Source organism: Halobacillus sp. ABD4_316, from assembly GCF_056161385.1.
The window spans coordinates 120,799-135,623 of sequence record NZ_JBSWZA010000003.1; the positions used below are offsets into that span (position 1 = coordinate 120,799).

Below are 14,825 nucleotides of genomic sequence, written 5' to 3' on the forward strand. Positions count from 1 at the left end.
GCCAATGTTTTGCATAAACAAAGCAGACGAAGACAGGAAAAACTCTTTTCGAATTTATGAGGAGCAATGATATAATAACAGGAGATTCGACACAGGCCGGGAGAAGGATGTACATGAAACGACTACTAAGAAAACCAAAGCGCACACTCTATGAATTGTTGATGGTCGGCCTTGCCGCTCTGTCCATTGCCACCATATGGCAGCAGACAGGCTACAACAGTGTCATAGTCTGGTCCACGTGGTCGATTTTTTTCCTCGACTTTCTTTATCGTTTGATAACCAGTGAAAAGAAGTGGGAGTTCATCAAGAAAAACCCCTTCATCGTTATAGCGGCTGTTCCTCTGGATGCAGTCTTCCAAGTGGCGCGGGTCGCCCGGATTCTCCACCTGCTCCGCCTGAAATCCATGACAAAGTACTATACCATGCCTTTTATCCGCTTTCTAAAGCGCCAGCATCTTTCAGGAGTCCTTGGAATCACCTTCCTTCTTATCTTCCTGCTGATTATCCCTCTAAACTTGTACGAACAGGAGCTGGAAACCTACGCAGATGCGATGCAGAGCGCTGTTCTCTCCCTCACTTTTTTCGGAAAATCCGGATTTGAACCAGAGACAGCTGCCGGTCATATCATCATTGTCATCTTCACCATCCTCGGCGTCATCATTCACGGATTAATCATCAGCACCGCTGTCGATTACATCATGCAGATTCCATTTATCCAAAACATCAAACAGAAGTTCACCAGCAAATAAACCGTGGGCACCCGCTCGTTCCTGTCCGCGGGCATTTGCCGTCTATGGCACGATCCACATAAACAGCTTGCGTCGGACAGGCACAACTTCATTAAACCTCTATCTAAAAAGGGAAGGTCTTCTATTTCACAGGAGAGCTTCCCTTTTTGTCCTTCAAAGCGGAAAATCTACAAGTTGAAGAGTCCAGTGTGTCATAGGCGTTTAAGGAATGGTAGAAAAAGGAATAGATAAGCAGAATACAATCATCGATGGAGGTGGACAGCTGTATGGCTGAAAAGAACAAAAAACAGAACAACCGTCTGGCAGAGGATGATCAAAGCTTCAAGGAAAAGCTGGAGAAAGAAAAATTGCTGGATAATGTCCCCGACGAAGAAATGCGTCAAAAACTCGCTCACGACGAAAAGAAACACAAAAAAACCAAGAACGATTCACTTACGGAAGAAGAATTTGATGAGGACATGAAGCCTGATCAGAAGGACTAGGTTTATTTTTCAATAAGCTGGGGAAAGCTTATCTATGTACCGACGCCGCCGTTCAATCGTAAATCAATTAAACATCATGGTAGACGATACTCAAAACGATATTTGACATACATTAACTTCTAATCTATACTAGGTATTGATGCTCGTTAAAGAGCAATTCGGAAAAAGAAAGAGTGATTTGTATGAGACTGGCATTCTGCTACGTTTTGATACGACTTAATCACACTGGATCAGCTTCGGAGCTGTAAGGATGCAATAGAGGTAGGGATTGCGTCGTTTAAGTTGCTTAAAAACTACCATGTAGAATTAAACAACCGCGGCAATACCGTGGATCAATCTATCCACGAAGACTTGTTTATCTAACACAAGGTGAAAAACTTCAGATATTTTCCGAAAGTACAAAAGCGCACCGAGGGTATTCCCCGGTGCGCTTTTTCCATAGGAGTGACGTTTAATCCTTTTCTCTCATGGTAATATAGCCATAGAGGGAAGGAGTTTTGATGATGACCGATTACTTAAGCCGTATAGAGCCTGAAGAAGTACGCTTCTTTATGGATGTTACAGAATTTAAATCGATCGTTTTGGAAATGCTCGGTGAAGCACGGCACGTTGTGCAGGTGGAAGTGAGCTACGAGATTGTAGAAAATCCCGGCGCATCTTCTTTAATTCGTCCCATGATCCAATTGACGGAAATCAGCCGCTTTACAGAAGAAGACCGGCATAAAGTCTTACAATCCGGTTTCTCCATTGATCGTGAGCCTTTTGTTAACGGGGACTATGCGATGGAACAAATTTTCGGAACCGAATATACAATCGCTCATGCCGAAGAAGATGATGACGGGGCTTTTTTCACCATAGAAATGCCTTATCGATATTATTCTGCATTGGCAAATCCATAAAAAAGGTGCCGTCTTTAGACGGCACCTTTTGGCTTGTCAGCCTTTTATTCGTGAATATGCTTGACTCTTCCAACCTGTCCATCCTGCAGACGCACTTTAATGCCGTGCGGATGAGACGGAGATTTAGTAAGAATGTCCTTCACTTTCCCTCTTGTCAGCTTTCCTGTCCGCTGATCCTGTTTCAAAACGATATCCACTTCTGCTCCAGTCTGGATATCACTGCGTTTTTCTCCACTCATCGAAATCCTTCCTTCCATCTGACCATTATCCATTTATCTTACCACAGGCCTTGGAAAGAAAACATAGCAAAAGCACCCGGATCCGGGTGCTTTTCACTGATCAGCTGGAATAATTGAATTGATTCTGAATGGTCCCTTTTTCCGTATGAATGATGGCCGACGTCCCTTTGTTCTGGGCAATCTCCTTCGCACGATCGATCGCATCCTGCTTGTTCTCGTAGATTTTCGTCGGTTGTTCGGCTCCTTCTGCTTTGACAGCCCAGCCGTCCTCATGAGGAACAACGTGTTCTGCCTGGTTCTTAGATTCAGCCACAATGAATTCCTCCTTTAACTAATGTATAAAAACAATATCCTGTTTCCACCCATTTTAAACATAAAATTCCATTTTAAAAAGATTGTTTCCTCTGAATGGTCCCGTCCTTCTTATGAATAATCACCTGCGTCCCTTTATTTTCAGCGATTTCTTCTGCCCGGTTGACTGCTTCTTGTTTGGTTTCATAAACATTGGACGGCTTTTCTGCATCCTCCGCTTTGACAGCCCAGCCCTGCTTGTGAGAAAGGACATGTTCGCCTTTGTCCATCAATTCCGGACGCGCTTGCGACTCTCCATCCTCTCCCTTTTCTCTGCTCCTCAGTGCCTTGTCACTCATCTGCTTTACTTCTTTCCGTTCTTCCTCGTCCGCATGACTGCTCCATTCCTTCGCCTGTTCAATGGCAATCGGAAGGGCTCTTCCTTCCTCATACCCTTCGTCCAGCATAGCATTGGCGATATCTATGGCCTTTTTCCGGACCGTTGTATCCAAATTCTTCAATGAACTTGGATAATCGTCGTTATCCCACGGCATCCTTGATCCCTCCATTTCCTTGTTTATTCCTTTATTCCCTTCCACCCCTATCCTTTAACCCTTTGCTGTAATGGATTCTTAAATTGAAAGCGGCCTTAAAATAGGCTACGATAAGAGGTAAGGATTTTTTCAGCCTTACGACAAAACTCAAGGAATAAAGGAGGTTATTGTATGGATTGGTCCCTGCATCCCTTAGGTGATCAGGCGGTTTTGATTGAATTCGGAAACGAAATCAGTGAAGAAATCAATCAGACTGTGCAGGCGGCAGCAAGCAGCCTCGACGAATGGCAGCCGGAATGGATGATCGAGTACATTCCCGCTTTTACGACGGTGACACTTTTTTATGATCCTCTTTACATAGCCAATCATAAAACCTCACAGAACCAGCTCCCCTACGATTGGGTTCACCATCAGGTGTCTCAATTTTTGTCCACTTTAACAATCAAGGCATCCGGGTCGGCCCGGACGGTTGAAATCCCTGTCTGTTACGGTGGAGAGCTCGGTCCGGATCTGGCTTATGTGGCTGAGAAGAATGGGTTGACAGAAGAAGAAGTCATTGAAAGACATATGAACGGAGACTACTTGGTTTATATGATCGGTTTTGCACCCGGTTTCCCCTATATCGGCGGTATGGACCCAGCCATTGCAACACCCAGGAGGAAAGATCCTCGTTTGAAGATCCCATCCGGTACGGTCGGGATTGCCGGCGCCCAGACAGGCGTCTACCCTTTGGAAACACCCGGAGGATGGCAGTTGATCGGTCGAACACCATCGAAAATGTTTGATCCATCAAACGAAGAATCTCCCACTCTTCTACAGGCTGGAGACCGGATTCAATTTAAAAGGATTACCCAAAAAGAGTATGAAAACCTGAAGGAGGGCGGAGAATGATACATGTATTGAAACCCGGACTCCTTACGACTATTCAGGACTTTGGCAGGTACGGACATCAAAAGCACGGCGTCATTGCCAGTGGAGTGATGGATCAGGAAGCTTACCGGATTGCCAATCTTCTGGTCGGCAATGAACAGCACGCCCCTGTTCTTGAAGTTACGTTAATGGGTCCTGTACTGGAATTCCAGCAGGACGTCTGCCTGTCCATCTGCGGCGGCGATCTGACTCCAATGATTAACGGAGAACGTGTAGGGACATGGAAACCTCTTTACATAAAACAAGGCAGTGAACTTCGTTTTGGAAAACCAAAGACCGGATTTCGTGCCTATTTGGCTGTGGCAGGCGGATTTGATATCCCTATTACAATGAACAGCGCGTCGACTTACATCCGCGCCGGCATCGGCGGACATCAAGGACGACCGCTCGAGAAAGGGGATGTTCTTGAACCTTCTCCTTTTTCTCCCTTCTCCAAGCGTGTGATGGAGCAGCTGAAATCAGACGCCGGCGACTCCAGTTTCCACGAGGCTTCCTGGTACGTCGGACATGACTTCAACCACAATGGATATACAAAGGATCCAATCCGGATTATGCCGGGGCGGGAATATGATTGGTTTGATGAAGAAAGCCGGGGCCGCTTGACGAGTGAGACATTCAACATTGACTCCAAATCGGACCGGATGGGCTATCGGTTGACCGGATGCCGGTTATCAGCAGTTGAAGAACGTGACCTTCTCTCAGAGGCTGTAACCTTCGGGACGATTCAGGTTCCGGCCGAGGGAAACCCGATTATTCTTCTCGCAGACCGTCAGACGACCGGCGGCTACCCAAAAATCGCTCAAGTCGCTTCTGTCGACCTTCCAAGGCTGGCGCAGATGCGTCCTGGAGAATCTTTTTCGTTTACGATGATCACCCATGAGGAAGCTCAGCGCTTGTATCTGCAGCAGGAGAAGGATATTAAGCTGTTAGCGCGGGGCATTGAAATGAAATTAAAATAAGGGGGAATACGCATGTACGTTGTTGATTTGAACTGTGATATGGGAGAAAGCTTTGGGTCCTACACAATCGGACGGGACGAAGAAATGATGAACTATGTGACTTCCGTGAATATCGCCTGCGGCTATCACGCTGGTGATCCATCCATTATGAAGAAAACCGTACGCATGGCCATCCAGTATGGTGTAGGAATCGGTGCACACCCGGGCCTTCCGGATCTGGCTGGTTTCGGCCGCCGACCAATGGAGATTTCACCAGAGGAAGCGTATGATATGGTCGTTTACCAGGTCGGTGCGCTTCAAGGGTTTGTCCAGGCGGAAGGCGGGCAGCTCCAGCATGTCAAACCACACGGCGCCCTTTTCAACATGGCCGCAAAAAACCGCCCGCTGGCTGACGCTGTTGCCAAAGCAGTTCATGACGTGGATGCTTCACTCATCCTGTTTGGGCTGGCCGGCAGTGAATTAATCCACGCAGGTAAAGCTGCCGGGTTGAAAACAGCAAGTGAAGTCTTTTCCGACCGTACCTATCAGGAGGATGGCTCTCTCACTTCACGCCGGGAACCGAATGCCTTGATTACCGATCATGAAGAAGCGGTGAATCAGGTGATTCGCATGGTCAAAGAAAGAAAAGTCTCAACGCTTCAAGATATCGATATCGATATCGAAGCCGAAACGATTTGTATCCACGGGGACGGCGCAAGCGCTGTTGACTTCGCAAAATACATACGGGAGGCTTTCCAGGAATCAGGCATCCAGCTTGAAGCTATCGGATCGGTCTTATCACGATAAGTAGAAAGGAGAACAACATGAAACAACAATCGACCAGAAGTCTCCTCTTAGGGGCCGCTTTCCTTATGGCGACCTCCGCCATCGGTCCGGGATTTCTAACACAAACGACACACTTTACCGAACAGCTTGCTGCGAGTTTCGGTTTTGTCATCCTCATATCCATCATCATTGATATTGGTGCGCAGTTGAACATCTGGCGGATCATCGCCGTTTCGGAAAAACCGGCACAGGATATAGCGAACAGCCTCCTGCCGGGTCTCGGCGTTTTCTTATCCATTCTCATTGTAGCCGGAGGTCTCGCTTTTAATATCGGTAACATTGCCGGTGCCGGACTGGGGACCAATGTCCTCTTCGGCATCTCCCCTGAGATGGGTGCTCTGTTCAGCGGTATTGTAGCCGTCGCCGTCTTCCTCGTTCGGGAAGCTGGAAAGGTGATGGACCGGTTCGCTCAAATTGCCGGTTTTATCATGATCGCTCTTACCATCTTTGTTATGTTCTCAGCCAACCCGCCTATCGGGGAGGCGGCTGCCAAAACATTCGCCCCGGATACGATTGATTTCCTGGCGATTATCACGCTTGTCGGTGGAACCGTCGGTGGATATATCACGTTCGCAGGGGGCCACCGCCTTCTTGACGCCGGTGTAAAGGGACAGGAATCTCTGGGGCAGGTAACGAAAAGCTCCGTATCGGCGATCGGAATCGCTTCCGTTATGAGGATTTTCCTTTTCCTCGCTTCTCTTGGAGTGGTCGCTTCCGGTGTCACCCTCGATCCATCCAACCCGCCGGCCTCTGTATTCCAGGCCGCAGCAGGAAATGTCGGATATAAGATTTTCGGAATTATCATGTGGGCGGCCGCTGTTACATCAGTAGTCGGTGCCGCTTATACGTCCGTATCCTTCATCCGTACATTCAGTAAAACCATCGAGAAGTACCACAAGTGGTTCATCGTCGGGTTTATTGTCATTTCCACCACGGTCTTTGTTTCCATCGGGAAACCTGTCAAAGTTCTGATTCTTGTCGGGTCTTTGAATGGTCTGATCCTTCCGATTGCTCTCGGGGTCATGCTTGTGGCCGCCTATAAAACAAAAATCGTCGGCGATTACAAACATCCGCTCTGGCTTACGATCTTCGGAGCCCTCATTGTCATTGCAATGGCTTATATGGGCGGTGTATCCTTGATTCAAGGTATTCCACAGCTTTTTGAATAAATAGAAAAACGGGCGGTCCACTGGGTTCCGCCCGTTCTTTGTAACCAGCTGCCGGTTGGGAAGCGGCATCAAAAAAAGAAAAGGAGAGGATGTTATGAGCGAACGTGAAACGTGGGCAAACGTAGATGAATACGTCATCGACCGGCTGATTCCTGAGGATGAGGCAATGGCTTCCATTACAGACTTGAATGAAAAAGAAGGCCTGCCTTCCATCGGTGTCTCCGCTGCGCAGGGAAAAATGCTCTACCTTTATGTCAAAATGAAAGCAGCCCGCAGAGTGTTGGAAATTGGAACGCTTGGCGGATACAGCTCAATCTGGATGGCCAAAGCACTGCCGGAAAATGGAGTGCTCACCACTCTTGAGTTTAACCCAAAGCATGCCGAAACGGCTTCCATCAATATGGAAAACGCTGGTGTGAAGGATAAAATCTCCATTCACGTCGGGCCTGCTCTCGAGACGCTCCCTATGCTCGAGAATGACGAACCCTTCGACTTTATTTTCATCGATGCCGATAAGGAGAACAATCCCCACTATATCGAACACGTATTGAAACTGTCCAAACCAGGAACAACCATCCTGGTCGACAACGTCATTCGGAACGGTAAAATCCTCGAGGAAAACAGCGAGTCCCAAAGTATCCAAGGAATCCGGCAGATGTTCGACCTTCTCCACAATCATCCGCGTCTGGAGAGCACCGTCTTCCAGACAGTTGGAAACAAAGGGTATGACGGTTTCCTACTTGCGGTGGTCGAATCATAACGGACTTTCTCCTAACTATAAAACCTGAAAGATGATCGATTGACAGCGGTCATCCTTCAGGTTTTTTTCGTTTCACCAGCAAACAGTTTAGGAAAAGCGCAGGTGGATCACTGTCCGGTCGTCAATCGGAAGCTGGTGCTTCTCTAAATAGGAAGTAAGATCGCTGATATAGGAGCGGATCCCCTCCTGCTTCATTCGTCTGCATGTCTCTTCCAAAGAAAGTTCAGGATGGAATAAACCGTCACTTACAAGCCATAGATCCTCGAGCCCTTCAACTGGATAGGAGCCTGAATCCAGATGGGTCATCACCTCCGGCATACCGTTGGCTACCGTATAACCTCCTGGTGTGTTAGCCAGGCCCCGGTTATACTGAAGCTTATGTAGAAGCACGTCATAATACGGCTCTTCCTTGACCTGCAGTCCATTTCCTCTGTCTTTCTCTCTTTTCGATTTTGCACGGGCGCTGATTCCTGCGACGGTATCTGTCGTGAGGACATGAACAGCCCCCTTTTTATCACCGGCCATAATCATGCAATCTCCCAGATGAGCATAGTGGAAATGCCTGTGTTCCAATTTAATCGCAGCGACACACGTCGACCACCGCTCCTCTCCTCTGGACGTATCCACTCCGGCAGAAACCATCTCTTCAAACAAACGGGTGTTGGCTTCCTCCACTGTTCTTTTCAAGGAAGCATCACCGTCCATGTTCTGCATGTGTTCCCTGAAACGATGGGCTGCAAGATAGGCGCCGTTATGACCATCCTCATCTTCAAACGAAACAAGTGGCGTAGCTCCATCAAACACGCCGAAAACACCGGCGGCCTCATGAAGAACATAGGCATCTTCGCTTTCTTTTTTGGCGGGACTTTTCAACTGGACAGCTTCTACCTGATACTTCATAGGTCCACCGTTTGTTTGACCCAGTCTTTTTTAAGCATGCCGTAGACCACATGATCTGTATACTCATCATAGAGGAGGGCGGCGCTGCGGATGAGTCCTTCCTCTACAAAACCGAGACGCTCAGGGACAGCCCTGCTTTTTTCATTCTGCTCCGCCGCACGGATCTCGATCCGGTTCATCCCAAGCGTATAAAAGGCATAATCGAATAATACCCGGCAGGCGCGTGTCAACAGACCTTTCCCTTTAAATTCCTCTCCCATCCAGTAACCGATGCTGGTCCTTTTGTTGTTGTAATCCAGTTCGTGGAAATCAACGATACCGGCGATCCGCCCTTCCCAAAGGATACAGACCGTCCAGCCGTTATGTTCCGCATATCTCTTTAGGCTGCTTTGGATAAACCCCCGGGTATCCTCCACCGTCTTCGTGAAATCAATCCACGGAAGCCACGTTCGAAGGTGATCCCTGGATTGGTCCGATAATTGAAAGAGTTCTTCAGCGTCTTCGTGTCCAATTAATTTCAATGACAACTGATCATCAACTGTATAGGTAAACAAGATAAAAGCCCCCTTTATTTCTGCGTGTCCTGTGTATTCGACAAGTTTCCAATTGATTCCTCCCTGTCCTTGGATCAGCTTCAAAAAAGGGACCGATTCTCAGAGGCACCTTTGAAGATCGGGGAAAATAGAAAAGCTGCCGGGGATTTCCCGACAGGCTTAAACCGGCATTATGGCTTAAGTACAAGCTTTCCTTTCGTTTTTCTCCCCTGCATCAGTTCATGGACTTTGGCTGCTTCCTCCAATGAATACACACCGCCTACCGTCAAATTTACATCGCCGGTATTCACTAGTTCCAATAAATGGTGAAGGCTTCGTTTGAACATTTCCGGTTTCTTCATAATCTGCGGAAGGAAGAAACCGATGACGGATAAGTTTCGGTTCATCAAGCCGGAAGGATACATTTTTGCCGGATCTCCACTGGCTACCCCATACACGACTACACGACCGAACGACCGCATACACTTCACCGTTTCGTGGAAAATGTCTCCTCCTGCCATTTCCAAAGCAACATCGACCCCGCGTCCGCCCGTCATTTCAAGAACATCGTCCCGCCAGTTTTCCTTCGTATAGTCCACCGCTTCATCGGCTCCAAGTTCAAGAGCCAGCTGCCGCTTCTCCTCTGTACTTGCCGTTGCAATGACTTTCCCTGCACCAAACTGTTTCGCCAGCTGCACCGCAAGCGATCCTACCCCTCCTGCTGCTGCATGAACAAGCACCGTTTCTCCGTGCTCCATCCGTCCCATCGTCGTTAAAATGTGATAAGCAGTCAGTCCCTGTAGAGGAATGGCCACAGCCGTTTCATCGTCCACCTCTTCAGGAATCGGAATGAGGGAGACAGCCTTCGCTTTCGCATACTCCGCATACCCACCGGATTCAATCAAAGTCACGACACGGTCCCCTTCGTGCACATCCTGGACGTCAGATCCAACAGCCTCCACAACCCCGGCCACTTCAGCACCAGGGATAAATGGGAGAGGTGTCGGAACCACATAGGCCCCCTCTCTACGGGCCGTATCGGCATAGTTGACACCAACAGCCGATACTTTGACCAGCACTTCATCCTCAGCCAGGGACGGCTTTTCAATGTCCACTTTTTCAAGGACGGATGGACTTCCATATTCTTTAAATTGAATAGCTTTCATCATTCTTCCCTCACTTCCCTGTAAACTGTGGTTTCCGCTTTTCCTTAAATGCAGCCACACCTTCTTTATGATCCATTGTTTCCACCATCATCGTTTGAGAAATCCGTTCCTGCTCCAGGATAGCGGCAAGGTCGGATTGATCGGCTTGATCCACAATTTTCTTCATCATACCGATGGCCCTCCCCGGCCCTTTAGCCAGACGAAGCGCATAATCCATCGCTGTCTCTTCCAGCTCACCAGCTGGAATCACCCTGTTGACGAGGCCCCACTCTGATGCTGTCTCGACTGGAATCGGTTCGGCAGTAAACAGCAGCTCTTTCGTCCGGTAGGGACCGATGAGACGGGAAAGGAAATAGTGACCGCCGCCATCGGATATCAAGCCGACCTGCGCAAAGCTCAAAACAAACCGACTTTCTTCAGCTGCCAGAATCTGATCACAGGCAAGAGCGAGGTTGAACCCTGCTCCGGCCGCATACCCATGGACGACCGCTACGACCGGCTTCGGTACATCTTTGATCTTCAGAATCAGTTTATTCAACTCACCGACATGATCATACAAATGCTGGGCCGAAGCTTCGCCCATGCTTTTCACATCGCCTCCTGCCGAAAAAGACCGCCCTGCTCCGGAAAGCGTAATCACTTTCACTTCCTCATTCCTGGAGGCCTCTTCCAAAGCTTCCATCAAACCACCGATCATTTGGTCAGAAAAAGCGTTCAGACTTTCCGGACGGTTCAGTACACAGGACATGACGGGTCCATTGATATCCACAGCTACATGCTCATTTCCTAATTTCATCTTCATCTCTCCTTTTAAACTTTATAGTGACCGGATTCTACCATTTGTTCAGCAAGGCGGCGGTTCCGATCCAGGCTTCCTTCAAAGGAATACACACTCAACAGGGCTGCAGCACTCCTCAATGCCTTCGTCCGTTCTTCTCCTTTAAGGAGAGAAGAAAACAAGCGGCTCACAGACAGGCGGACATTTTCAATGGACCTCTCAATGACGGTCTCAGCCAGCTGCAGGTGAAGACTTGAGGTTCCACTGCCTTTTTTGGCACGAAGAACGGTAGATTCGGAGCGGTAGATTTCAATGGCTATGTCTGCCAGTTCCATCAATATTTCCTGTTCCTCTTTCATAGCGGATCCATGAATTTTATAGGCAGCTCCAGCGGAAACGAGATATAAATCTTTACACAAAGCGACCGCCTCTTCGAGCTTCGGCACAGGACCCTGCTCCCGTTTGTAACCACCTGTTTTCAGGGATTCATCGGCTTGTTTCACTAAGGTATGTGTATCTATTTCCGCTTTTCCGGCTGTTTGGAAAAAGGCACCCGGGATGAGGAGACGATTAATTTCGTTGGTTCCTTCAAAAATGCGGTTGATGCGCGCATCACGATAAGCCTGTTCAACCGGATATTCCTTGATGAACCCTGCCCCTCCGTGAAGCTGAACCGCTTCATCGACGACACGATCCAGTGTTTCAGATCCGACAATCTTGCAGATGGCTGCTTCCATACGATGCTCGTTCATCGCTTTGGACACAGCTTGTTTGTCTTCTGTATCATAGTGGTCCGCGAGTGCTGATTCAATATGCCCCGCTGTCCGGTACATGACCGATTCAGCCGCATATAAGTCCGCGGCCATCCAAGCCAGTTTCTGCTTACTTGCCCTGAAATCTGTGATCGCTTTTCCAAACTGCCGACGCTCGGAAGCATGACCAAGAGCGAGCTGAAAGCTGTACTTTGCCGCACCAAGTGTAGCAAACCCTAAATTAAACCGACCGAGATTCAACACATTCAACGCAATCAAATGCCCCCGGCCGACGTCCCCCAGAAGATTCTCCACCGGGACCTGACAGTCTTCCATTACAACTGAGCAGGTGGAGGATCCTTTGATTCCCATTTTGTCTTCTTCCGGGCCGATCGACAGCCCTGGAAAATCCTTTTCTACGATAAAAGCTGTAAAATGCTCTCCATCCACTTTCGCGTACACGATGAACGTATCGGAAAACGCAGCATTCGTTATATAGATTTTCGTTCCATTAAGCACATAATGCGATCCGGTGTCATTCATGACAGCTGTCGTTTTTGCGGATAAAGCGTCCGATCCTGCTTCCGGTTCTGTCAGGCAGTAGGCACCTATAAAAGCTCCAGAGGCAAGTTTCGGCAGGTATTTCTTCTTCTGTTCCTCCGAACCGAAGTAAGTAATGGGCAGAGTGGCGATACACGTATGATTGGAATGGGCCACACTGTAGCCGCCGGCGCTCCCCAGCGCTTCTCCCACGATGCCTTTGCTGATTTTATCAAGCCCGAGACCACCGTACGTTTCCGGAATGCTGTGAGCCAGGAGCCCCAGCTCCCCTGCTTTTTTCATCTTCCGGTCAACGAAGTCATAATCGCCCCGTTCGATGCGTTCCCTATATGGACGCACCTCTCCTTCAATAAACTGCCGGGCGGTCCGGCCGATCATCCGGTGCTCTTCCGTCTGATCTTCCGGGGTGAAAACCGCCTCCGGATCAATATCGGAAGTGAGGAATCGACCACCTTTCCATTCATCTTTAACTGGATGCATAATACCTCTCCTTCACTTGTCCTGTTATTTTGTCGTAAGCAAGAACCGCTTCAACCACTCCTTCCTGTGCAGCGAAGTCGATTTCCACAGGATCGAGACCATGTTTCATTAACCAGTTTCCAATCCGGCAGGAACGAAGCAATTCCCGGCCCTCACCACCGCCCTTATAAAAATGCAGGGATGTTAACGCCCCATCTGAAAGCTCCCAATGTCCATCCTGCTGCATATGATGGACAAGACTTCCAGCTCCATAAAAATCCTCCATTGTAAACAAACCGCTTGATCCAGAGCAGATGATCACAATCGTTTCCCCGCCGTGAGATTCGTTCAGATGCTTGGCTGTTGCCGGGTTGTTGAGCAGCGATGAGGCATAAAGATCTGCCGCTTGTTGAGCCTTGTGAAGCGCGACCGTACCATTCGTAGTTGTCAAAATCAGATGTTTACCCGCAACAAATGGTTTCAGCTGATTTCGTAAAGGCGGATAAAACCCCTCAATCGTCCGCCCTTGATCCTCGCCGGCAAGAAGAAAGGGCTGGTCAAATGCCTCGGCTGTTTTCCGAGCTTGCTCAGGACTGTAAACAGGGAGCACAGACAACGCCCCATCAGCAATCGCGGCCGTCATTGTCGACGTTGCAAAAAGCACGTCAAAAACCACAGCTGTTTTCCCGGCCAGCTTTTCAGGCTGGATGTCTTCCTTTTTGAAAATGACTTCGATTTTCCCCATACCTACAACCCTGCCGTTTCTTCCGCATGATGAATCAAGTTATTGACAAAATGATTCATTTGAGCAAATCTTGGATCCTCTGTCTGACCATTTTTATACCGGAAGTAAATCTGCTGGATAATTCCAGCCAGCTTAAAGTAAGCAAATGTCAAATAAACATGGATGTCGTCGACATTCCGGCCGCTTCTTAAAGAGTAAGCGTTTACAAACTCATCCCTTGTAAAAAAGCCATCCTTTACTGTGACCGGCGGTCTGCCCAGCCCTTCCTGCAGCATCGGTGGATCATCGGATTGGATCCAATAGCTGAGCGCTGCTCCCAGGTCTGCAAGCGGATCTCCGACCGTTGTCATTTCCCAGTCAAACAGCCCGACCATTTCAGCATGGTTCTGCCTGCTGAACATGGCATTGTTCAACTTGTAATCATAATGAATGACAGAAGCTCCCCCGGATAAAGGGATATGATCCAAGAGCCACTTCTTCAACCGTTCACCTGAAACAACATCGTCCGTCCGCGAACGGTCGTACCGTTTGATCCATCCGTGTACTTGACGCTCCATAAATCCATCAGGCTTCACCATATGGACGAGTTCTGTTTTCGAATAATCCACAGCATGAAGTTCGGCAAGCTTGTCCACCATCGTCTGTGAAACCCGCCGTCCGAGCTCCGCATTTCCTTCTACTCCTTCTGGAAACTGTTTATCATAGACGATTCCTTCTCTGCGTTCCATTATGAAAAAAGGGGCTCCGAGCAGATCACCAGATTCAAAGAGAAAAGGTCTCGGAGCCAGTGGATAAACTGGATGCAGCGCCTGGAGCACGTTGTATTCCCGCTCCATATCGTGGGCCTTTGGAGCAACCGGCCCAAGCGGCGGACGCCTCAGCACAACCTTCCAGTCTTCTCCCGCAGAAAGCTCATACGTTAAGTTGGAGTGTCCGGCGCCGAACTGTCTGATGGTAAGCTCCTCGCCCGGCATGTTCAAACGTTCTTTCAAAAAGGGAATCAATATCTTATAATCCAGCTCTTCACCTTTACGCACTGCCTGCGTATCTTTCGTTTCGGCCATCCGACCCCTC

At 48.7% G+C, this 14,825-nt stretch carries 18 protein-coding genes; 8 read left to right on the top strand and 10 right to left on the bottom strand.

Features of this window, described 5'->3' with window-relative positions; genetic code table 11:
* Nucleotides 1-113 precede the first annotated feature (113 nt).
* The 3 genes from ACXAJH_RS13165 to ACXAJH_RS13175 all read left to right on the top strand — a co-directional run bounded on the left by ACXAJH_RS13165 (nucleotide 114) and on the right by ACXAJH_RS13175 (nucleotide 2,130).
* Complete coding sequence (locus tag ACXAJH_RS13165) at nucleotides 114-749, top strand: hypothetical protein (RefSeq protein WP_474967579.1); 636 nt, start codon at nucleotides 114-116, stop codon at nucleotides 747-749.
* A gap of 266 nt (nucleotides 750-1,015) precedes the next feature.
* Nucleotides 1,016-1,231: a hypothetical protein gene (locus ACXAJH_RS13170; protein ID WP_474967578.1), complete on the top strand. Its 216-nt coding sequence runs from the start codon at nucleotides 1,016-1,018 to the stop codon at nucleotides 1,229-1,231.
* Between the two features lie 503 nt (nucleotides 1,232-1,734).
* Nucleotides 1,735-2,130 (top strand): hypothetical protein, encoded by a 396-nt coding sequence (locus ACXAJH_RS13175; RefSeq protein WP_474971956.1) that lies wholly within the window; start codon nucleotides 1,735-1,737, stop codon nucleotides 2,128-2,130.
* A gap of 44 nt (nucleotides 2,131-2,174) precedes the next feature.
* Here ACXAJH_RS13175 and ACXAJH_RS13180 read toward each other — a convergent pair whose 3' ends face one another.
* The 3 genes from ACXAJH_RS13180 to ACXAJH_RS13190 all read right to left on the bottom strand — a co-directional run bounded on the left by ACXAJH_RS13180 (nucleotide 2,175) and on the right by ACXAJH_RS13190 (nucleotide 3,214).
* A complete protein-coding gene (locus tag ACXAJH_RS13180; protein ID WP_474971957.1) occupies nucleotides 2,175-2,369 on the bottom strand; it encodes a YwbE family protein in 195 nt (64 codons plus the stop codon).
* 100 nt (nucleotides 2,370-2,469) lie between these two features.
* Entirely contained in the window at nucleotides 2,470-2,682 is a 213-nt protein-coding gene (locus ACXAJH_RS13185; protein WP_474967573.1) for a DUF2188 domain-containing protein, read from the bottom strand.
* 73 nt (nucleotides 2,683-2,755) lie between these two features.
* Entirely contained in the window at nucleotides 2,756-3,214 is a 459-nt protein-coding gene (locus ACXAJH_RS13190) for a DUF2188 domain-containing protein (RefSeq protein ID WP_474971958.1), read from the bottom strand.
* Between the two features lie 171 nt (nucleotides 3,215-3,385).
* Between ACXAJH_RS13190 and pxpB the strand changes: the two genes are divergently transcribed.
* The 5 genes from pxpB to ACXAJH_RS13215 all read left to right on the top strand — a co-directional run bounded on the left by pxpB (nucleotide 3,386) and on the right by ACXAJH_RS13215 (nucleotide 7,857).
* Nucleotides 3,386-4,105: a 5-oxoprolinase subunit PxpB gene (pxpB, locus tag ACXAJH_RS13195; protein WP_474971959.1), complete on the top strand. Its 720-nt coding sequence runs from the start codon at nucleotides 3,386-3,388 to the stop codon at nucleotides 4,103-4,105.
* On the top strand, nucleotides 4,102-5,103 hold the full coding sequence (locus ACXAJH_RS13200) for a 5-oxoprolinase subunit C family protein (RefSeq protein ID WP_474971960.1): 1,002 nt from the start codon (nucleotides 4,102-4,104) through the stop codon (nucleotides 5,101-5,103). The genes pxpB and ACXAJH_RS13200 overlap by 4 nt, the downstream gene beginning before the upstream one ends.
* Before the next feature lie 12 nt (nucleotides 5,104-5,115).
* Nucleotides 5,116-5,889, top strand: a complete 774-nt coding sequence (locus ACXAJH_RS13205; RefSeq protein ID WP_474994201.1) for a LamB/YcsF family protein — start codon at nucleotides 5,116-5,118, stop codon at nucleotides 5,887-5,889.
* 17 nt (nucleotides 5,890-5,906) lie between these two features.
* On the top strand, nucleotides 5,907-7,097 hold the full coding sequence (locus tag ACXAJH_RS13210; protein ID WP_474967568.1) for an NRAMP family divalent metal transporter: 1,191 nt from the start codon (nucleotides 5,907-5,909) through the stop codon (nucleotides 7,095-7,097).
* Between the two features lie 94 nt (nucleotides 7,098-7,191).
* The gene (locus tag ACXAJH_RS13215; RefSeq protein WP_474967567.1) at nucleotides 7,192-7,857 is read left to right on the top strand and encodes an O-methyltransferase; all 666 of its coding nucleotides are present in this window, start codon (nucleotides 7,192-7,194) and stop codon (nucleotides 7,855-7,857) included.
* 87 nt (nucleotides 7,858-7,944) lie between these two features.
* Here the strand turns inward: ACXAJH_RS13215 and ACXAJH_RS13220 are convergent, their stop codons facing one another.
* The 7 genes from ACXAJH_RS13220 to ACXAJH_RS13250 all read right to left on the bottom strand — a co-directional run bounded on the left by ACXAJH_RS13220 (nucleotide 7,945) and on the right by ACXAJH_RS13250 (nucleotide 14,815).
* Nucleotides 7,945-8,757 carry a protein phosphatase 2C domain-containing protein gene (locus tag ACXAJH_RS13220; protein WP_474967566.1) on the bottom strand — a complete coding sequence of 271 codons (813 nt, stop codon included), beginning with the start codon at nucleotides 8,755-8,757 and terminating at the stop codon, nucleotides 7,945-7,947.
* Nucleotides 8,754-9,311 (bottom strand): GNAT family N-acetyltransferase, encoded by a 558-nt coding sequence (locus tag ACXAJH_RS13225; RefSeq protein WP_474967565.1) that lies wholly within the window; start codon nucleotides 9,309-9,311, stop codon nucleotides 8,754-8,756. Before ACXAJH_RS13225 ends, ACXAJH_RS13220 begins: the two co-directional genes overlap by 4 nt.
* 170 nt (nucleotides 9,312-9,481) lie before the next feature.
* A complete protein-coding gene (locus ACXAJH_RS13230) occupies nucleotides 9,482-10,456 on the bottom strand; it encodes a quinone oxidoreductase family protein (protein WP_474967564.1) in 975 nt (324 codons plus the stop codon).
* A gap of 10 nt (nucleotides 10,457-10,466) precedes the next feature.
* The gene (locus ACXAJH_RS13235) at nucleotides 10,467-11,252 is read right to left on the bottom strand and encodes an enoyl-CoA hydratase/isomerase family protein (protein ID WP_474967563.1); all 786 of its coding nucleotides are present in this window, start codon (nucleotides 11,250-11,252) and stop codon (nucleotides 10,467-10,469) included.
* A 14-nt stretch (nucleotides 11,253-11,266) separates the two neighbouring features.
* Nucleotides 11,267-13,027 carry an acyl-CoA dehydrogenase family protein gene (locus ACXAJH_RS13240; RefSeq protein WP_474967562.1) on the bottom strand — a complete coding sequence of 587 codons (1,761 nt, stop codon included), beginning with the start codon at nucleotides 13,025-13,027 and terminating at the stop codon, nucleotides 11,267-11,269.
* Nucleotides 13,014-13,751, bottom strand: a complete 738-nt coding sequence (locus ACXAJH_RS13245) for a 2-phosphosulfolactate phosphatase (protein WP_474967561.1) — start codon at nucleotides 13,749-13,751, stop codon at nucleotides 13,014-13,016. Before ACXAJH_RS13245 ends, ACXAJH_RS13240 begins: the two co-directional genes overlap by 14 nt.
* A gap of 2 nt (nucleotides 13,752-13,753) precedes the next feature.
* Entirely contained in the window at nucleotides 13,754-14,815 is a 1,062-nt protein-coding gene (locus ACXAJH_RS13250) for a phosphotransferase family protein (protein ID WP_474967560.1), read from the bottom strand.
* Nucleotides 14,816-14,825: the final 10 nt, after the last annotated feature.